Raw genomic sequence first — 20,792 nt, forward strand, 5'->3', positions numbered from 1 at the left:
GGAAATGAAGATGGCAACGGTCAACAACGAAACACTGTTACGCTCCGATTTAGACCCGATCACAATCGCAACGCTCAATGCGTTTCGGCGTCGTCGTGGTTTGTTGTTGATGATGCGCGGCTTGGGTGTCGGTTTGCTGGTGTTCATTTCGCTGGCACTGGTATTGGCGACATTGGACTACTTACTGTTTTTCAGTGACGGCATCCGCTGGTGCGCCAGCCTGGGGATCTACCTGGTCACCGCCGTGGCGGTTTGGCTGGCGGGCGTGGCGCCGATGCGGTCCAACGACCCCTTGGAGATCGCACGCCATGTCGAAGCGGTCGCGCCGCGTCTGCGTGAAGACTTGGTTTCAGCGGTCGAATTGTCCGATCCCGAATCGGACAATGGGTCCGCCTACTTCCGTCGTATTTTGCAAAGCCGGGTGGCACGGCGAATTGCCAGAGTCGATGTGGGCAGTGTGTTGCCGTTGCGATTGATTCAGCGCTGGCTGCTCAGTGGTGGCCTGGTCGCAGCGTTTTGCATCGCATTGATGTTCATCCCGTCGGCACAGTTTGCCCGCCGATTTGCCCGCGCCGCACTGCCGGGGATCGCCATCGAGCGGGCGTCACGCACCAAGGTCACGATTCTCAATCCGTCGCCTCCCTCGGGCTATGTCGCCCAGCGCGATGCGGTCGGTGTGATCGCGCGAGTTTGGGGCGCCGACGATGATGATGTCATGCTGCATTGGCGCAGCGCCGACGGAACGTCCGGCGAAACGATCATGACGCCGCGAGTCAACGCCAGCGATTTCCAACCCGGAAACGCACCGGTCGATGAACTTGCATCTGCATCGTCGCCCACCGATCCGCCCGGCGGGCGCTTTGCCGCCAACCTATCGGTCGGTTCCGTTCCGATCCAATACCGCATCACGGCTGGTGATGCGATCACATTGTGGCATGAACTGACGCCGTTGCCGCGACCACGAGTGCTGCGTTTTGAAAAACTATACCGGCTACCGACTTATGCCAAACTCGCCGACCGCAGCGCCGATGAAGAACACGGCGACTTGAAAGCTCTGCAGGGCAGCATCGCAGAAGTCACCGTGACGTTTGACCAACCCGTGGAATCGCCGCTGGTTCGATTCGGAACTCGTGGCACGAAAGTCCAAATGGAGGCGGTCGATGATTCGGCGACTAAATTTTTGGCCAAGTTGTCGATCAAAACGTCCGGTCAGTACCAAGTCGACGCGACCAGTGTGCGTAGCGGATTGAACAACCCGTTCAGCCCCAATAACACCATCACCCCTGTCCTGGATACCCCGCCAGTCATTCACTGGGGCGACCAAGTCAACCCGAAACAATTGGTTTCGTCATTGGACGTGCTGCCGCTCACTGTAACGGTGCAAGACGATTTGCCGATCGAACGCATCACGCAAGAGTTTCAGCTCAACGGTGGCCCATTCACCAGCATCGAAAAACATATCGAGACGCCCGACCGACGGATCGAACTGGATTGGAACTGGGACTTGATGGACCGTATGGGTGACGCGTCCGAGTCCCAAAAACTGTCGCCCGGTGACGTGATCCAGACACGGATGGTCGCCGTCGACCGACGGGGAACCCGAACGCAATCAGAAACCATTGAACTGCTGATCGCCGGTGATGGATTCAATGCCGATCGACATCAGTTTTTGCATCCGCTATCGGAAACAACCGCTCAGATCACCAAATGGGCACGTGGGACCGAGCAATTGGCCAAATCGTTGAAGGAGATCGGTGATACTGGAAATTACGATCCACTACCGACGCTCAATGAACAGTGGAAAACGCTGCAATCTGAATCCGTCGGATTGGTCAAAGCGATCGAACAGACTTTGCGAGGCATGGGCAACCCGGCCAGTGCATCGTTGACCGAATTGTCCGGACGGGCAGTGATCGATATCGAAACACGTGTCGACGGACTGATCAAACGAATGGATTGGCTGTCACAGCAACAGGAACCCAAATGGGAAAACCAGCGAAAGCGATTTCGCAGCGAAAGCGGACGACTCGCTGACCAGGCTTCGTTCCAATCGGACCGCCTGGCAAAATTGGCTGAGAACAGATTTTCGCTGGCGTTAACTGCAGCGCTGTTCGCGGACGTGACCACCGTCCAGCAAAACGTTGACCGGATCAACGAACAAATGCCACCTAATCGACTGCCACGTTACCTGACGCTGGTTTCCGGCCAGTTGAAAGAGCTGGACCGACTGATCGCGCAGTACGAACCGCTATTGTCCCCGACGACACAGCAGCACCTGAGCGGCGAAAGTTGGATGCGTTGGTCGCAGCGTTGGACCATCCAAATGGAAACGCTGCTGGAAGATGACGCCAGTCGCGATCAAGCCTTTGCCGTCCTGGAATCGCTGCGCCAGCAGATCAAGGATAAACCACAGCAGGTGATTGATTCTCGACTGCACGACGAAGTCCTGCGTTGGGGACGCGACTTGCGCAAGGAAATGTTTTACTTGTCGGATCTAACACGCAAGTTGAATGACACCGGAAAAGAATGGGCCAAAGCGAAATCGAACGCCGATCGTGACAAGAACGCCGACGACGCAATCATCAGTGGACTGGATCTGCGTTGGCGGCAATTGGATTGGGAACAAACGCTGAATCAGTTGACCGTTCGCACCGCCGGCCAAGAACGCTTGAATCGCGCCCGGACTCAGGTCGACCTGGATTACGCCGCCGACCAGAATCTTTTTTTGCGAGCGATCAAGAATGTGACCTCTGACGGATTCCAACCCTATCGTGATCAACCGCCGGAAAAGGTTCTCGACCAAATTAGTGGCGCGATCGGAATGTTGCAGGCCCGCAGCGACATCGCGGCTTCACGCAATCATCTGTTGGCGATCCGGCAAGGCGAACGGATGGACGACTCATCGCCGATCCGAAAACTGTATCACCCCATTTGGTTGCGTTTGCAGATGGATCGCATCGAGTTGGGACTTCGCTATCTGCGTCAATCGAATTTGGATTGGCAAACCTATTTAGACGTGATCGACCGAACCCGGTACAACGACGATCATCAACAAGCCAATTCGCGAATCGACTCGCGGCGTTGGAAAACGGACCCGTTTATCTCGGCAGGCAAGCCGTTGGAATCAATGGCACGAGACCTTGGCCGTGGGCTACAGCAGCTGGAGCCTGAATTTGAATCCGCTCGTGACGTGCTCCGGCAATATGCCCTGACCCTTTCGGAACAAGCACGCCAGGCTGCCGAAGCGGCCACCATCGCCCAACAGCAAACCGACCAGCGACCCGATGCCACCTCGGAGGCTGCGGAACAGGTCAAACCCCAGCAACAGGAAGCGGTCGAGAAAGCCACCGAAACGATTCAGTCGCTGATCGATCAAGCTAACACCGCTGACATCGTCGACCAACAACAGCGCGAGGTCGCACGCGATGCGGATGCCGCCGCCGAACTGATCGCCGATGCGCTGCGGGAAACCAATCAAGCGCTCAAGCAATCCGATTCAGCAACCTCCGATTCACAACGCGACGAAGCGATGGAGGCGGTCGAACAAACTCTGGAACAACTTTCACAACGTCTAGATCAAGCCGCCGAACACTTCGAGAAAATTGAGAACGGGGAAGACATCGCCGAGTCACGTGAGCAGTTGCGCCAGGCAGAGCAACAGCTCAACGACGCTTCGCAATTGGATCAACGCTACGACAGCGCCCAGAAAATGGCTGATTCAGCCAAGCAAGACCCACGTGAATTGTTGAAAAAACTGGAGCAAGAACTCAAACGCAACGAGGAAATGCAGAGGGCGCTCAGCGATATCTCCGCTGAAATGGTTCGCGATGCGGCCAACAATTTAGAACAGGCCGCCAAAAACGAAGACACGCTCAATCGTAGGTTGGAATCCGAGGATGGCGCCTTCGCCGAACAGAAACGGCAAAAGCAATTGATGCTCAATGAGTTTGTGCAACGTGCCCAGACGCTGCGAGATCGCACGCTGGCGACGGCTGCTCAGGCCGAGGGCTGGGCCAACGAACCGCAGGCTGAAAAGACGGTCAACGATATCCGCGAACAAATCAGTCAAGCCATGCGCGACGCCCAACAGGTGGCCGACGGCAATCCCACGCTGGACGAATTGCAAGCCGGCATCGCAACTATGCAACGGCAACTCCAGCAAGCCGCAAAACAAACGCAGCAAGTCGCTCAGCAGTCCAGTGAAAACGCTGCCAAAGATCTGCACGGTGATGCGAAGAAACGCAATTCCACTGCGGCAAACATGGGACAAAAATCGAATCATTTGCGAAACGAAGAACTGCGTGCGCTGGACCAACAACGACAACGATGGCGTTCGGCCGAAAATGATGCCGGCAATCGATTCCGATCCGCCGAGCGACAACAACAGCAAGCCGAAGCAGCGATCAAACGTGAACAGCAGAATCTGAAGAAGCACCCGGACAACGAAGGGATTCAGAACGAGATCCAGAAACAAACTGATCGCCGCGACCAGGCCAAGGCGCTTGTCGAGCAGACAGAACAGACCAAGAAACTGGCGGTGGAGCGTCGTGAACAAGCCAACAAGCGGGCTAATCAGATCAACGAGTCGAAATCACAGCCGTTCGAAAAACCCAACCCCGCCGCCGAATTGGCTCATCGAGCCACTCAAGATGCTGCCGAGCGAATGCAGGAACTGGCGACAGAACTGAAGCAGCTTGGCGAACAATCCGAATTCGATTCCCAACTGAGCGCGTCTGAGGAGTCGGCGGAGAACCTGGTGCGTGAACAACAGAAGGTTGAAAATGAAGTGCAAGCTGCTGCGGATGATCTGGCACGTGCGGCACGGCACGAATCACGTCTGGACAAACAGCAACTCGCCGATCAATTGCAACAGGCGTCTGATCAAACGGAAACCAAGGCTGGACAAGCCGCCCAGCAAGCCGGCGAACAATTGAATCGAGCAACCAAGAACAGCGAGCGCGCTGCACAGGCCGGTGATGCGCTGGAATCGGCAGCAGAACAGATCGCCCAGCAGGCCGCTGCGGTCGGCCAGCTGTTGCAGCAAAGCCAGGCCGAATCCTCGCCGTCAGAATCCTCGCAATCGCAGGCGTCTGAGGGGCAATCGCAGGCCTCCGATCTGGCACAGCAGCCGTCGGAACAACCCAGCCCGGCCCCCAGTGCCGATGCCTCCCAATCGTCCGGCCAATCCGCTTCCGGGCAATCGCCGGCGGGAACGCAAAACCCGTCTTCATCCGCTCCCTCGCGCGCCCAACAAATGGCACAGACACTGGATGAACTGGATCAATCGATCGCAGCCGAAAGCCAGGCACAGGGAGCACAAGCTCAGCAATCACCGGGCGACGAATCGGGCCAGCCCACTGGCCAACCCGCCAATCAGAACTCGCAATCCCAACCGGGAGCAGCATCTGACAACGCCTCGTCAGACGCGCCACCGCAAAACGCGATGCAGGCGTCGCCCACTCTGGCGCAGATGATGCAGGCTCAAATGCAACAAGCCGCCCGCCAACGCATGCAAAGTCTGCAACAGGCACGTGCCGGTCAGGAACCCAACCAACCGACGTCATCGCCAGACGCTCCGTCCAGTCCGGGGACAGAGTCGGGGCAAGGGCAACCGCCGGCTGGCTCGGGCGACGTTGATCTATTGCGTGGTCCGATCCAGGACGGTCAATGGGGCGATTTGCGTCGCCGCGGTGTGGATGATGCTGCGCAAGGCCGGGGATCACGAATTCCACCTGGCTATGCCCGCGAGATCCAAGCCTATTTCAAAGCGATTTCGAAACGCGCCGCGGAGTCGAAGTGATGCAGATGCCAGTTCGAAACGCAGACCTAAACCGGCGGAAATGGATGCTGGCCTTGTCCGGCATCTTAACGACGACGCTCACCCAGCGCAGCGGTGCAGCCGATCCAGAGTCTGTCGAGAATTTGTATGTCGACGATCAACTGGATCTCGCATGTGAACGCGCTGCTGAATTCCTGATCAATAATCAAAACTCCAGCGGATCGATCACCGATCGTGGTCACGAAGTCGCATTGACGTCGCTGGCAATCATGGCGCTCGCTTCGCTGGGGATCGAACCTTCCGAACCGAGCAAACGTGGCCGGGCGCTGCAATCCGCATTGGACTTTGTCCTGGACCCGAAACATCAGAACAAGTTGGGCTACTTTGGTGAACATGACGGTTCACGGATGTACGGGCATGGGATCGTCACGTTGATGCTGACCGAAATGCTAGGCATGGGCGCCACGATTGAACAAAATGTGCAGATCCATCAACGGTTGGAGAAATCGCTGCGGTTGATTTTGTCATCCCAAGCGGTTCGAAAAGAACGCATGCTGGTCGGCGGATGGCGCTATTCGCCTCAGTCGCACGATAGCGATTTGTCGGTCACGATCTGGCAACTGATGGCACTGCGATCGGCAAAAAATGATGGGATGGATATCCCCAGCCAGGCGATCGACAGCGCGCTGGATTACCTGCGCAATTCGTTCACCGGTCGCCGCAACGGCGACACGGTCGGTGAAGGTGGATTCAGTTACACGCCCGGCCAGTCGCGACCTTCGTTCACGATGACCGCTGCCGGTTTACTGGCAATGCAGGTCTGCGGCCAATACGATGCGCCCGAGGTAACCGCTTCTGCCGATTGGTTGTTGACCCATCAACCCAAAGCCAATGAACGGTATCTGTTTTACGGGTTGTACTATTACGCACAAGGCATGCACCAGGTCGGTGGCAAGTATGCCGATGATTCCAGTCGAGTCGTTTCGACGTTGCTGTTGCCGCGGCAACGACGCGATGGTTCCTGGATGTCGCCTGGCGGCGAAGAACGTAACGTCGGCATGGTCTACTCCACCTCGCTCGCTCTGCTCTCACTGTCCGTACGCTATCACTACCTGCCGATCTATCAACGATGACCGAGATTCACACTGCGGGCCCCCAGGCAATCGGCGAGGTTCAACCGCTTGATTTCTTGGTCGTTGCGCCCCATCCCGATGATGCGGAACTGGGGATGGGCGGCACGATCGCCAAAATGGTCTCGCAAGGCATGCGAGTCGGTATCTTGGACCTGACCACCGGTGAACCGACTCCCAACGGCAGTGAATCCATTCGTCGCGCCGAAACGTTGCGAGCCACCGAGATCTTGAATGTCACTTGGCGGGGCAATGCTGGTTTGGTCAACCGCGAGCTGCAGCACAGTTTGGAAGCGAGAAAGTGCATTGCCAGCTACTTTCGGATGCTGCGTCCGCGCTGGGTGTTTGCTCCGTACTACCACGATGCGCATCCAGATCATGTGGCAGCCACCGAGTTGATCGAAGCCGCACGATTCTGGGCCAAGTTAAGCAAGACAGACATGCCGGGCGAGCGGTTTCATCCTGAACGCGTGTTTTATTACTTCTGCATTCATCTGCGACTCGCGGTGCAGCCGAGTTGGATCGTTGATATCAGCGACACCTATGACATGAAACGCGATTCCATCGCTGCCTACCAAAGTCAATTTGTGACCGGGCGACCTACCGACGCGCCGACCCTATTGGACCGTTTGGAGACCGATGCGGCCTACTTTGGAAACTTGATCGCCCGTCGTTATGGCGAACCCTTTGCGACCAAAGAGCCACTCGCCCTGTCGTCACTGCGCGATGTTTTCTGAGAGTGCACTCTTCGCGCGTGACCTGAATCCCTCGTTGACCGGGCTGTTGATGTAGTAACCCGACGCGTGAGTTTTGAAGCCAGCGCTTTTATGGTAACCCGACGCGTCACTTCAACGGCGCTGGTGTGGAGGATTTATCCGACTCGGGTGAGGGTTTTCTGCGAAGAATAAAGCCGGTCGGATAAATCCTCCACACCAACTAGCGACCGGCTAATTAAATCAACAGCCCGGTCGGGTTACCATAAAAGCGCTGGCTTCAAAACTGACGCTTCGGGCTACTAAAAACCAATGCCGGCAATACAGGGAATTTTGTTCCTAGCCTCGGAGGGTGGTACATGGTCTCACACAGCGTTGCATCATTGTGTCGCCCTTCGGGCGATGGGGTTCATTTCCTTCAGTATCCGGCGACTGACGCCATCGGCAGTTATTTTGTCGCCCGCTGGGCTGTAGAAAGCCCTGGCTTCAAAACTGGCGCGCCCGTGTTGGCTTGAATGCGCAATTCGGATCACGAGGCGTTGGTTGCGAAGTGATCGGCGATTTTCTGTTTGGTCGGTTGCTCAATCACACCGCGTTCTGTGACGATCGCCGTGACCAGCTCTGCCGGCGTGACGTCAAACGCGGGGTTCAACACATTGGCTTGGTCCGGCACCAGTTTGATGCCGTGCGGTGCGGCGACTTCTTCGCGGGCCCGCTGTTCGATCGGAATCTCGTCGCCAGAATCCAATGTTAAATCAAAGGTGTTGGTGGGGGCGGCGACGTAGAACGGGATGCCGTGGTGGCGCGCCAACACGGCGACCGGATAGGTCCCGATCTTGTTGGCGACGTCCCCGCGCGCCGTGATCCGGTCGGCGCCCACAATCACCGCTTGAATCATGTCTTGTCGCATCATCGATCCGGCCATCGAATCGGTGATGACGGTGACGTCGATTCCGGCCTGGGAAAGTTCCCAGGCGGTCAAACGGCCACCCTGCAGCAACGGTCTGGTTTCATCGGCGAAAACTTTGGGTGCCCTCCCGGACTGCTGCAGATGATAGATCGGCGCCAATGCCGTGCCCCAAGTCGATGTGGCCAACCCGCCGGCGTTGCAATGGGTCAACACGCTGGCGGCGCCGGACAGCAACGCGGCGCCGTTGCGCCCGATCGCATGGCACATCGCGCGATCTTCGTCGTGAATCGCCCGTGCCTCGGCGACCAGTCGCTGTTGAAGTTCGCCAGTTGGCGTCGATTCGACGACCGCACGCATGCGGTCCAGTGCCCAAAACAGGTTGACCGCCGTCGGACGGCTGGTCGCGAGCGATTGGATGGCTGCCAGGTAGGCTGACTTGTCACTGGTGTTGTGATCGGAAATTGCGTCGTCGCCAGCGGCGGCAGATCCGGCCAGACAGACCCCGTAGGCCGCTGCGATTCCGATAGCCGGAGCTCCGCGGACGACCAATCGCACAATCGCATCGTGGACCTGGGGGACCGTGGTGCAGCGCAGTTCGGTCAATTCGCCGGGCAGTTTGGTTTGATCAATCAGAACCAGTGTGTCATCTACAAAACGCAGGGTTTCTGGTGCAGACATGTTCGCAAGCAGGTCGTTAAATGGTTTGGGCTGAAATGGTTCCGCACCCGCGGGGGCTTCACCGGGAACCGTGTACATTAAACAATGCAGCCCTGACGCGCAAATGACAGGCACCACTTCCCCGAGAATGAATCGTTGATCGCATTTTGGATTACGCTCCCGATCGGGTTGCGGATGGCACTCTTGGCAGTACTGGGAATTGTCATCGGTGCTTTTGCAAATCACCTGATCTATCGCTACGCCTGGTTTCCGCGAAAGATCGGTCCCTGGGGGCCTGCGGAACTGAATACCCCGCCGCGAACTCCATTTGATCGGATCCCGATTTTTGGCTGGTTGGGGCTGCGACGTGAATCGTCGGTTCATGGCCGTGGGTATTGGATTCGTCCGCTGTTGATCGAACTCGCGTTGGCGGTTTGTATTCCCGCCTATTACTGGTTCCAGACCCAGACCGGGCTGCTGCTGCCGGTCGCGTATCGCGGCGCCGCGCAGATTGCCGCCCACGAGCCCTGGATGACACAGATTTTCTGGGCGCACGCGATTTTGATCACATTGATGGTCGCCGCGACGTTTATCGATTTTGACGAGCAAACGATCCCGGATCTGCTGACGATCCCGGGGACACTGATCGCACTATTGCTGGCCAGTTTTTCGCTGTTTGTTTTCCTGCCGGCGTCGGTTGGTGGCACCGCTCCCATTCCCACCCTGTTCTTTTTGCCGGCTGCCTTGGCACCGAAATGGTTTGGGCCAACTGGTTGGTGGACGGGATTCGGGATTTGGACGGCCTGGTGCTTTGCTCTGGCCAACCGCCGTGTGATTCTGCGCCGCGGGCCGCTCAAGGCGATTGACTATTTTTTTGCGTCCTTGCGGCGTGACCCGTACTGGATCCACAAGTTGGCGATGTGGATCATCGGTGCGGTATTGATTCGAATCGCGTTTGGAATCAGCGGCAGCACCTGGATCGGGCTGCTGACCGCGTTGATCGGTCTGGGGGTAGGTGGCGGAGTGGTTTGGGCCATTCGCATCGTGGGCAGCCTGGCGATGCGACGCGAGGCCCTGGGGTTTGGCGACGTCACCCTAATGGCCATGATTGGCGCATTCATCGGCTGGCAGGGTGCTGTAATCTCGTTCTTTCTGGCCCCGATTGCCGCCATTCTGATCGTTCTGGTCTACTTCATCGTGACACGAAACTCAGAAATCCCGTTTGGACCGTATCTGTGCGCCGGAACGTTGTTGACAATTTTCTGGTGGGATCGACTGTTAAATGGCTGGTTCCTGGGGAACTTGGCAATCTTGGGCCCATTTATGCTTTGGCTGTTTATTGCCTTGACGGGTATGATGGGAGTGATGCTTTTTGTTTGGCGCATTTTTAAAGAGAGATATCTCAGTGAATAACCGATCAGCAAACCACGCTCGCCAGCGCAATCGGCCTGTAACTGTCCGTATCGCCTGCGCACTCCTATGGATGGCCCCCCTGCTCGGTGCAGCCGGTTGTGCAGACACCGCGACGCTGAATGCGGAAACACCTGGGGCAACCAATGAATTGATCCAGCCCACGTCAACCAACAGCGGTGAATCCGCCGCATCCACCGACGTCGCCGCAGCTAAACCGGCTGACAGCAAAACGAGTGCGGACAACGATTCCGGCACCGCCAGTAGCGACCTTGAGAAAACGGCCGTGGCAGAATCAGAAGATTCCCAACCAGCCAAGACTTCGACTAGCCCCAAAACTGAAACGAAAACCGTGACTGAATCGAACGACGATAAAACCGAACCAGAGAAAAAGACGACGGTGACAAAACCGGTCAAACAAAAATACAAAACCGTGACTTCCTACAACCCGCTCAGCGAGTTGGCGAAGTATGTGATTTTGCAGAAAGGCACCGAGCGGGCCGGTGACGGCGGATACACATTGACCAAAGACGCCGGCACCTACGTTTGCCGACAGTGCAACGCCCAGCTTTATCGCAGTAACGACAAATTCGAAAGCCACTGTGGCTGGCCGAGTTTTGACGACGAAATTGACGGCGCCGTTCGACGCCAACCCGATGCCGATGGCTTTCGCGTCGAAATCGTCTGCGCCAATTGCGGCGGCCACCTCGGACACGTCTTCGAAGGCGAACGTCTGACCGACAAGAACACACGTCACTGTGTCAATTCGATCTCCATGAAGTTCATTCCCGATGGCGAAGAACTGCCCGAGAAATTGATCATCAAAAAATAGATCGCACAAGCCACGCCTACTTGGCCTGCGTGATCATGCCCAGACGCCGCAACCAATCTTCACACAGTGAGGGCCATTGCGAGGCGCCAGGCTGCTGGGATGCCAGCCCTAGCCCGTGTCGGCCTTCTGGGAAAATGTGCAGTTCGGCGGGAACGCCTTTGGCATGACAGGCCAGGTAATAGTCCACGCTATTTTGTGGCGGCACCGCTGTGTCAGCACCGGTGTGGAACAAAAACGTCGGTGGCGTGTCCGCGGACACCTGCCGTTCGTTGGATAGCGATTCCAGCAATTCCTTTGTCGGATCTGTCCCGATCAAGTTTCGTTGGCTGCCCTGGTGTGTGTATGGTTTTCCGAACACCAGAACGCCATAACACAGGATGCTGAAATCCGGACGCGAGGACACTCGGCCGATCGGATCCTCCGATTCCGAATCACCCTCAGCAAAATGGGTCGAAACGGTCGAGCAGAGGTGCCCGCCAGCGGAGAACCCGATCACACCGACCCGATTCGGATCGATGTTCAACGGTTCGGCTTGAGCACGCAGTGTCTGGATCGCGCGTTGAGCATCTTGCATGGGAGCCGGATGCCCGTATCCCTTGCCGTCATTCCCTTTGCCACGCAATCGGTAATTGCAGATCGCCGATGCGATGCCATGCGATTTGAACCACGCGGCAAACTGGTGCCCCTCGTGATCCATCGCGTGGCCGCCGTAGCCGCCACCAGGCAAGATGACGACTGCCGCCGTCGGCTGCTCTGACTCGATCGTAGTGATCACCAATTCAGGCACGTCGCCTTCATCGCGGTGTGTCGAACCAGGCGGAAGCCCCGGCCACAACGGTTGGACCTGGGCTTCGGGTTGTTCGGCCTTCTGTTGCTGTGCGTTGGCACTCCCAACGCACAGGCAACCGAGAACAATGAAAGAAAAGAGACGTGCGGTCTGAACCATCGAAGCGCATTCCAAAGAGATAAACAACGGGGGGATTATGAAGCAATCGCCGCAACCGCCTTCACCACATCACTGGCCTTGGAACGGTCGCCGTGCGTCTTGCTGATTTTCACCGATTGTATCACACCGTCTTGATCGATCACAAAGGTCGAAGGGTAGGCGGTTTCACGCGGTGCGTCCCAACGCAAACCATAGGCGTTGGTGAATTCGTAATCAGGATCGATCAACAGCGTGAACGGCGCCGGCAACTTGGTTCCCTTCAGAAATTCATCGGCTCGCTGTGCCAATTCTGCGGCCGGCCCCGGATAGACCAACAACACCTTTGCATCCTGTTTGCCAAACGCATTGGCTTTGGAAATCAAATCAGCGACTTGTCGCGAACAAATCGGACACTGGTATCCGGGGAACCCTCGCAACACCACGAGGACGACCGGGCCCTGCTTGGTGACTTCAGATAGCTTCACCTCTCCCGACAGTTCGCCGGCGACCGCTTGGAGCTGGAATTCAGGTGCGGTTTTTCCCTTCGCAATCTTGGAGTCGGTGGAGGTCTGGGCGGATGCGACCGATGCAGCCAACAGCACAACGGCCAGCGAGCAAGTGTTCAGTGCGGTCGGAAACTTGATGCGTTGAAAAGACAGATTCGAAATCATTGGAAACAACCCGATGAGAGGAATTGACAGAGTGTTGCGGCAAATCGAGCCGCCCCATAGTTCTAACAACAATGTCGTTCAATCGCTTCAATCCGCCAAGCTTGCGGCAGGGATGATGCCCGCCGCAGTCGCACACCGACGCCTGTCACGTTCAACGGACCAGATCCTGACTGGGGTGCGTTTGATTGGTCTGCATTAAAATCGATTCGCATTTCCCTTGCTGGGTCACCGATTCGCCATTGAGTCCCGAAAACAGGTTGCCCACAATCACCACGGCTTGACAACCGTCCAGCAAAATACCGGCCGCATCGTTCGGGTTTTGCTCGGTCTTGCTAGGCGTCTCGTCACGTCGCTGAGTCCGTTTGCCGGACGGGTCGTAGCCTGTCCAACTGTCACTGAAATTGTTGCCGGTGATCGTGATGCCGCCCGATTGGTCGCGCACCGCCAAGCCGATTTTCTTGACGATTGTGAAGGTATTCGCTGACACCGTGCATCCGTGGGCGTCACGCAGATCGATCCCACCGGAAAACTCGTGTGCGATCACATTGGCTGACATTGTGATTCCGTAACAATCGCGATCGATCACGATCCCCCAGCCCTGGCACTCTTCGATCATGTTGCTCGCGACAACACTACCGTAGGTATTCTCGATCACGACGCCGTTGCCCAGATGGTCGTCCAGGTTATTCCCGCTCATGGCCAAATTGAATGAGTCCACACAAGTCACACCGTCTTGGTTTTCTTCGAAATGGTTGGCCGACACGATGATGTCATGACAGGCTTCGATCGCGACACCGCTCTGCTTGTTGTACGTGAACAAGCAATCGCTGACACGCGGATCTTCGTAACACCAATGCAATCGCAGACCAGCGCCGCCGTTGTAACTGCTGCTGACACCGTGAACCATGATCTCTTCGATGTAGCGAGCCTCGATACCGGCCCCGCTCTTGTCGTTACCTGTGACTCGCAAGTCCGCGATCACGACGCGCCACAACCGATCCTTGGAAGGTACTTTTTGATTCACCAATTGCGGATGCTCGACTAAAATCGCTGGCAATCCCGCCGTGTTCTTATTGATGATATGGGTTGCCATTCCACTGCCGACCACACGCGTGTCAGCGGTCGTGATTCGAATCGGTTCTGTGATCTCAAAGGTACCCGGTGGGATCCTCAATAATCCTCCGGTCTTGGGTATCGCGTCGGCGGCCTCCTGCAGCGTCGCAAATTTCCCGGCGTCAATCACCGCCGCTGGCTCGGCGATCACCAATCCGGAAATTCCCAGACCGATCATGGTCTGCATTCCGATCAGTTTGCAAACGCGACGAAACGAAATACAGCGAAATCCAAGCAACCGGCGTGACATAGGGAGAGTCCGAGGTGGGTAGAGTGAGGTGGGGGAACGCGCAGGAACCGGCATTATAGGCAATGCATGGTCTGCTCGGTCGTCCCGCAATCAGTTCCACACCCGGATCGTTTGCACTGAGTCATCCTAGCGAGACAGCGTCCAAGTTCTCATTCATCGGCGCGTTGTGAATACTCGCCCATCAAGTTGTCTGCCGTATTCTCTTTCGTCGATTGACATCAAGGTTGGATCAACATCGACCAATTGCCTTACGATTCAACGATCGAATACAGGCCGCCGCCGTCGTGTTTGATCTTGCCACGGTTGGCCAGTTCCTGCCAAATCGCTTTGGGGAATTGATCCGGTGGCCGAATCGCTGCGATCCCTGATTTGGATCCCGATGACATCGGCCCATAGCCCAAACTGGACTCGTCGTCCAAACGCATCAATTTCAAGCGTTTGCGGAACGCCTTCATCGCCAATCGCAATTCTTCCTTGGAGGGCGGCGGAGGGTCTTGGGGCTGTTCGGCGTCTGGTTGCTGGGGATCATCCATCATCAATGCCTGGTGTGTTAAAGGGAATCTGGTCGGTGGAATCGGAGGCTAACGAATCGTCGGCCTGCTGCGGCGTGATCGGTAGTTTGACCGACGGGGGCAATTCGTCTGGCTGGCTGATTTTTAGCTCGATCTGCGGTTCGCTGTCAGCCCCCAACGGGAATTCCGCGATCTGTCCCAGCAGCACGATCTTCTGCCAGATCTTCCGGGACAGCCCCGTCGTCAACTCTTCGATTTCGCTGACCGCCGCCACGGCGATCGGATCGTCAAAGCGTTGAACGTATAACGCAGCCACTTTGCCGATCAACGAGAGCATTTCGGCACAGTAGTCCAGATAGCGATTCAATTCGAGCGGCGTCATCGCCTCGGCCGGTGAATGACTGGTTTGCGTGTACCGTCGCAACATCCGCTCGGGATCTTTGGTCAACTGATGCATGTCCACCACGTGGGCCAAAGAACGCAGCTCATGAACCGCCACCAACGCTCGGCGTCGCTTGATACGGATTTCCAGCCCGATCAAGAAATAGAGCGTGGCTCCCAAGACGATCAAACCGCTCGTCGCCGCGTCGAAGCTGCCGATCAGGTCTGTCCAGCCGATCGCTTCCTCGGTTTCATCTTTGAACCGAACGGAATGAGTGGTGAACCATATTGTTCCGCTGACCAACGTGATCACCATCACCGCCAACAGATACCCACAGATACGAATCCACCAAACCGATTCTCCAATCCCCTGCGCCCGCTTGGCCGATTTCTCGGACACCTCCAGCAGCCGCGAACACAGTTGCGACAGCCCACTGCCGGGGAATCGGTCTGCGATACGCTGATGCAATTTTGCGATGGTTTTGATGATCGCATCGTCTCGCAGGATCAATTCAGGATCCATCGGTCACTGTCTCCGTCGGTGACGCCGTCTGCAAACTGCCGGCGTCGCGCAGGGCTTGCAAATGACTCTCAAACCAAATCGGTTTCAACTGTTCGATCATCACCGTGCGTTGATGTTTCAACCCTTGCAGTTCAATGTACGTGTGGTCGATCCCTTCCTGGACGAGATGTTGGTGAAAGTCACGAATCGATGGCAGGTGACCACCGTCCTTGGTTCCGCAGGCGATCTGGATTCGCAGGTGCTGTTTGATCCGGTCTTTGTTTTTTGTCGTCACCGCATAAACGTCGTCCGACTGCCAGTTTTCGCGGTCGGGGCCTAGCAGGTGCTGCGCACGTTCGGCAGGCGTCAGCTGGTCATAGGTGTCTAACAAATGCGGCACATTTCCCGCTTGGCAGAACAACGAACAAAACAGCTCTGGATGTTTCACCGCCAATCGTGTCGCCCCACGACCTCCCATCGAAAACCCTTCGATACATCGGCCTTTGCCTGTCGCGATTGTTCGGTAGTTGGCATCGACATGGGGAATCAATTCGTTGATCACGATCGATTCGATCGGGAACCGACCGTCGTGGCTGTTCTTGTAGAACGTACTGTGTCCGCCGTTGGCCAGCACCATTACCAGCGGAGGGATTTTGCCGGACGTGATCTGATCATGTAGGACGCGGATCACATTCAGTGATTTCAGTTCATTGCCGCCATTGCCGTGCAAGTTGTAGATGACGGGGTAGCGTGTCTGGGACTGTTGGTCGTATTGCGGCGGCAGGTAGATGACGTAGCCGACATCTTGATCGACCAGTTCACTGTGAAACGTCCGGTGACTCGTACCGTCGGGAAGCGGCAATTCGTTGGCGGTCGGTGGGTTGGCCCAAACGATCGACGGTTCCGTCGGTTTCGATTTGGATACCGATGGTGATGTTTTTCGATCGGCCTGCTGAGCCGTCGCAACAACGCCGAAAACCATGAGTGCCAAAACAGGAAAGAAAACGCGGTGCAGCATAAAATGATTCACGATCAAAAGGTTGGCGCGAGGGGAAGCCAAATATTCTAACTGAAACCAAATCGCCGCCGCCGATTCGACAGATGTTCCAGGATCGTCGGAACAATACATTCGTAACTGATCCCGCCAGGGTTCAGTTGGCCCAAATCCTGCCAGGACGAATGGCGCTGCCTGACAGTAACGAGTGGTTTGAACGCCTGCGTTGATCCCAGTCCACCGAACCTGCGAAACTGTCACCCGTCGGCATCAGGCAATCAGTCTGCGCCGACACTAGCTGATCAGCGCGAAACGGACTGCCAAGCGTCAATCACCTCCCGTCGCAACGCCACCAACCACTTCCGCATGCCTAGGTTCACTCGAACGAGTTCCTGCAGATCCAGTAGGCGGATCGAGCAGCGTGGGTGATTTCAAGGCGACTAGGGCTTCGTTCACCATTGTACGAAATCTCTGGTAGTCTTGACCGCCAGGACAGACATCAGCGTATGCATCCCAGACCCATTCGATGGTCGTGGCATCGACGTTGCCAGACAAGCGTTCCTCAACAATTGACTCGAACGTAGCGATCTCTGAAGTCGTCGTTTGGAACGCAATCAAGCTGTTGCCATGAAGGTTACGAGTCCAATCAACCATGCACTCCCACTGTGCTGGCGTCAAATTCGCCGGCTTTCGTACGCGCAGCTGTTCGATGTGGTTTTCGAGTCGGCGTGAGTAATGAGTTCGGCCCAGAATGCTTTCGCGCCAGCCGATTGCAAGTAGACAGCCGATCGCGACAAATGCAGTTACTAAAAGCACTGTTCTGAGGCTGAATTGTTTCGGCATGCGTAGCCAGATGAGGTCCGTGAGTCGGGTAACAGAATGCGATCGATCCGGGTACCGGAGGTACATGGATCGAGAGAACGTTGAACGTTATTGACCATCACCTGGGTCGGTTTGGCGGGGAAGCGATCCGCGTCAGAATGATTCTATCCCAAAGGATCGCCGTGATGTCATTCCCTCGAGAGCCAACTGCAGCGGGCAATGATTCCTTTTCACCTTCTACATCCATTTCCAGGCACCAAGGCACGGAGAATCAATGTTGATCCAAACAAAGCGATTGATGAGAGACCGCCGGTCTGGACCGAAGACCAACCCTCGTTACGGATGCTTCGTTGGTGTGGAGGATTTATCCGACCAAGCATGACGCGTTCTCCTTTCGATTCCGTCGGATAAATCCTCCACACCAACAAGTGTCGTCAAGCGATTCACCATGCACGCAGCCGCAAGGGACCTTGGCGGATGTCCAAGACCATCGCCAGCGGTGCGGGTAGGTCGCCGTGAAATCTAGGACCGGCGGTGATGCAGATGCTGGCTCACATCCGATGCCGATTTCCCAAATCAAGCTTCACCATTCTGGTCAATTCCGGCGAGGGACAATTCGGATCTGGAAGCGAGATCAACTGTTTTACGCCGTTGATAATCTGCCAAGGTGCTGCAACAACCCCAAACGGAAAATGCCACCAGCCGAAAAATGAGGTCCAGACGATTCCATTCAATACGTGGCGGACGCCACATCGACGACAACATACCTTTGGCGAATCCTTCCAACTGAAGTGTATCACAAACGCTGTGGTAGTGTGTCGCACATACAGGTCAACAGGCCCATTTCTGTCGCAGGCCGAACACGGTTGACTGTGGAACTCAGCGACGGTTTTGCTGACAAATTCGTCGTCAATTCCTTCTACCAGCTTGCATAAAAATCCGTCTTCGTGGCATTGGACGCTGCAGAATCTCAGTTCTTCTTGGCGCAGACCGCCGACGATCCATTTCTTGCAATGGCTGCACCGTGGCATTGGACGTTACTTCGTTTGTTGCGTTGCGAATACAAGCCAAATACCAAGAACGCCGAAGAGCATGACAGGGATCATAATTCCCAGCAAACGCCCTGACGTTTCGGAAGAATCAAGAACGCTTTGGGAAACGCTATTATAGCCCCCCGAACCGAAACCAATAGCGAGTATCACAACCGCGAACAGCGTGAGTGCGGCACCGATGACTCGCTTGATGATGTGCATTGCAATGCCTCAATGTGACTTTGGCGAACGACGCCCGTCACCGATGGCCGCGCGGGCGACTCAGACCAAACCGATCGACCTGAATCGCGGATTTCGTGTGGATGGCATGGTTCCGCATTCTACACGTCACCAGTCGATCCAGGGGACCGTTGAACCACGAAGGGCGCGAAGGATCGCTTTGCGGGGACAGAGCACTTCCACAGAGCTGTGCGATGTTGAATGGCTAGCGACCACGCCGATACGACCGCAATGTTGCTTGCAATCTCCCCACGTCACGCCAAACATCGACATGCTCTGTCCCCGGATTCACCCCGGGTGATATCAGCCACGGATGAACACTGATCTACACAGATGGCGGGAGCAATTCATCCGTGTGCATCCGTGTCTATCTGTGGCAACCTCTGCTTGCTCGATACGATGAACGGCGGCGATGACCGAGTCGCGACGGACACCTAAAAGGGGCTGGGGGTTTTATTTCGTCCTCCGTGCCTTCGTGCCTCTGTGAGAGACCGCGGACCAATCGATCTCACGGAGGCACCAAGGCTCGGAGAATCAATGTTGATCCAAACAAAGCGATTGAAGACCACCCCTCGTTTCGGATGCTTCGTTGGTGTGGAGGATTTATCCGACCAAGCATGACGCGTTCTGCTTTCGATTCGGTCGGATAAATCCTCCACACCAGCAAGTGGCGTCGCGCGAAAACACGCCGTCGAAATTTGATCCGGCTGGGCGTTCCACGTCGTCAAGCGATCCGCCATGCACGCAGCCGCAAGGGACCTTGGCGGATGTCCAAGACCATCGCCAGCGGTGTGGGCATGACGAACAGTTGGTTGCAGGACCAGGGCGTCTTGAGCTGAAAGACTCTGTGGGCGGATCTTGCTCCGCTCCGTTGAACCGCCGTATGCGGACCCGCACGTACGGTGGTGTGGGGAGGGCGTCGGGAGACCGGCGTCCTTACCCGATTTATCGCAACTCATACACTTGGTGGGATACGAGCATCCGTGGTTCCGTTCCCGGGATTTTAGAGCACTGAATCATGCGTCGATACAACTCAAAGTTCATCTATTGCCATTCGTAGAGCCGAGAATGCGACGTATTCAATCGTTGGGCACGCGGTAGTAGCGTCCGGTCCTGCAAGCCAATCGTCCAGAGCGTCATCGAAGCGAATCACGGTCAGAAAGAGATCGTCGCGTTCGGAGTTGTCAAGCAGCTCGATAAGCTGAGCGCGGTAGCCGTCGTCTGCGATTCCGTACCGTTCTGCGTATGGAATTAGATCGTGAAGTGCCAATGGAACGATCCTGGGATCAAGTTTGGGCACGGCCGCGTCGGGATGAGGGAGTCGGTATGCCATCAATCAGAAAGGTAGAAACCTGGCTGCGATAACGGTAGCGATGTGCGGGCGGCGTCGATTGCACTTGAAAGCAGACGAAAACGCGCTGCCGCCGCTCCGTCACCATCGCATGGTTATCCGCAGTTCGCCTCTAATTATACGAGTGCAGTCAGTTGACTGGACCACCGGCTTCGCGATCGCGTGTTGGGGTCGCAAACACAAATAGCGATGCGCCTGTCAGGAGCATGGGAACGGCAACGCCAAGCAGTGCGTCGATCAACAGTGTAGTGGAAGAGCGAGCGACAATTGCAGCCGTATGTCCGAAAGGCACGATCGTGATACGAGAAATCTCCGAAGAGTTGTGCTCAACGCTTGATCCGAGCCAATCACACAAAAATAGGTGTAGAAAAAGTGCGACAAGTATCAGCGTGGCGAAGGCGACGAGCTTCTGCGATTGAGTCATGATGTGTCTTTCAAGCCAGTGTGGAGCTACGCAGAATCTCGGTTCGGATAACGTCAGAATTTACGGGGAACGGGCGAAAGACTCGCAAGCAGACCATTAAACACGACTCCCGTTCTCCCGTGCAATTCATGGTTCGTCGTGTTCA

15 protein-coding genes are annotated in these 20,792 nt (G+C 56.2%); 5 read left to right on the forward strand and 10 right to left on the reverse strand.

Going from position 1 to position 20,792, the window contains the following annotated elements; translation table 11 throughout:
* The first annotated feature begins 10 nt into the window (after positions 1 to 10).
* The 3 genes from NHH03_RS03245 to bshB1 are packed head-to-tail and all read left to right on the forward strand — an operon-like array spanning position 11 to position 7,646.
* Positions 11 to 5,800 (forward strand): hypothetical protein, encoded by a 5,790-nt coding sequence (locus NHH03_RS03245; protein WP_253154307.1) that lies wholly within the window; start codon positions 11 to 13, stop codon positions 5,798 to 5,800.
* 5 nt (positions 5,801 to 5,805) lie between these two features.
* Positions 5,806 to 6,912: a prenyltransferase/squalene oxidase repeat-containing protein gene (locus tag NHH03_RS03250; protein WP_253154308.1), complete on the forward strand. Its 1,107-nt coding sequence runs from the start codon at positions 5,806 to 5,808 to the stop codon at positions 6,910 to 6,912.
* The gene (bshB1, locus tag NHH03_RS03255) at positions 6,909 to 7,646 is read left to right on the forward strand and encodes a bacillithiol biosynthesis deacetylase BshB1 (protein ID WP_253154309.1); all 738 of its coding nucleotides are present in this window, start codon (positions 6,909 to 6,911) and stop codon (positions 7,644 to 7,646) included. The genes NHH03_RS03250 and bshB1 overlap by 4 nt, the downstream gene beginning before the upstream one ends.
* Positions 7,647 to 8,151: 505 nt before the next feature.
* Here bshB1 and mtnA read toward each other — a convergent pair.
* A complete protein-coding gene (mtnA, locus tag NHH03_RS03260) occupies positions 8,152 to 9,210 on the reverse strand; it encodes an S-methyl-5-thioribose-1-phosphate isomerase (RefSeq protein ID WP_253154310.1) in 1,059 nt (352 codons plus the stop codon).
* Between the two features lie 174 nt (positions 9,211 to 9,384).
* Between mtnA and NHH03_RS03265 the strand changes: the two genes are divergently transcribed.
* Together NHH03_RS03265 and NHH03_RS03270 are read left to right on the forward strand one after the other, a co-directional pair.
* On the forward strand, positions 9,385 to 10,602 hold the full coding sequence (locus NHH03_RS03265) for a prepilin peptidase (protein WP_253154311.1): 1,218 nt from the start codon (positions 9,385 to 9,387) through the stop codon (positions 10,600 to 10,602).
* A gap of 70 nt (positions 10,603 to 10,672) precedes the next feature.
* Complete coding sequence (locus NHH03_RS03270) at positions 10,673 to 11,431, forward strand: methionine-R-sulfoxide reductase (protein WP_253154312.1); 759 nt, start codon at positions 10,673 to 10,675, stop codon at positions 11,429 to 11,431.
* A gap of 16 nt (positions 11,432 to 11,447) precedes the next feature.
* Here the strand turns inward: NHH03_RS03270 and NHH03_RS03275 are convergent, their stop codons facing one another.
* The 9 genes from NHH03_RS03275 to NHH03_RS03315 all read right to left on the reverse strand — a co-directional run bounded on the left by NHH03_RS03275 (position 11,448) and on the right by NHH03_RS03315 (position 20,647).
* Positions 11,448 to 12,377 carry an alpha/beta hydrolase gene (locus NHH03_RS03275; RefSeq protein ID WP_253154313.1) on the reverse strand — a complete coding sequence of 310 codons (930 nt, stop codon included), beginning with the start codon at positions 12,375 to 12,377 and terminating at the stop codon, positions 11,448 to 11,450.
* A 35-nt stretch (positions 12,378 to 12,412) separates the two neighbouring features.
* Positions 12,413 to 13,027, reverse strand: a complete 615-nt coding sequence (locus NHH03_RS03280) for a peroxiredoxin family protein (RefSeq protein ID WP_253154314.1) — start codon at positions 13,025 to 13,027, stop codon at positions 12,413 to 12,415.
* Positions 13,028 to 13,178: 151 nt separating this feature from the next.
* Positions 13,179 to 14,327, reverse strand: a complete 1,149-nt coding sequence (locus NHH03_RS03285; RefSeq protein WP_253154315.1) for a NosD domain-containing protein — start codon at positions 14,325 to 14,327, stop codon at positions 13,179 to 13,181.
* Between the two features lie 311 nt (positions 14,328 to 14,638).
* Positions 14,639 to 14,926, reverse strand: coding sequence for a hypothetical protein (locus NHH03_RS03290; protein ID WP_253154316.1), 288 nt, complete (start codon positions 14,924 to 14,926; stop codon positions 14,639 to 14,641).
* Positions 14,916 to 15,806, reverse strand: coding sequence for a hypothetical protein (locus tag NHH03_RS03295; protein WP_253154317.1), 891 nt, complete (start codon positions 15,804 to 15,806; stop codon positions 14,916 to 14,918). Before NHH03_RS03295 ends, NHH03_RS03290 begins: the two co-directional genes overlap by 11 nt.
* Complete coding sequence (locus tag NHH03_RS03300) at positions 15,796 to 16,914, reverse strand: alpha/beta hydrolase (protein WP_253154318.1); 1,119 nt, start codon at positions 16,912 to 16,914, stop codon at positions 15,796 to 15,798. The genes NHH03_RS03295 and NHH03_RS03300 overlap by 11 nt, the downstream gene beginning before the upstream one ends.
* Positions 16,915 to 17,106: 192 nt before the next feature.
* Positions 17,107 to 17,622: a hypothetical protein gene (locus NHH03_RS03305; protein ID WP_253154319.1), complete on the reverse strand. Its 516-nt coding sequence runs from the start codon at positions 17,620 to 17,622 to the stop codon at positions 17,107 to 17,109.
* A 1,016-nt stretch (positions 17,623 to 18,638) separates the two neighbouring features.
* A complete protein-coding gene (locus tag NHH03_RS03310) occupies positions 18,639 to 18,854 on the reverse strand; it encodes a hypothetical protein (protein ID WP_253154320.1) in 216 nt (71 codons plus the stop codon).
* 1,499 nt (positions 18,855 to 20,353) lie between these two features.
* Positions 20,354 to 20,647, reverse strand: a complete 294-nt coding sequence (locus tag NHH03_RS03315) for a hypothetical protein (protein ID WP_253154321.1) — start codon at positions 20,645 to 20,647, stop codon at positions 20,354 to 20,356.
* Positions 20,648 to 20,792: the final 145 nt, after the last annotated feature.

The sequence above is a fragment of the Stieleria tagensis genome (assembly GCF_024129865.1).
In the GTDB taxonomy this organism is placed as follows: Bacteria; Planctomycetota; Planctomycetia; order Pirellulales; family Pirellulaceae; genus Stieleria; species Stieleria tagensis.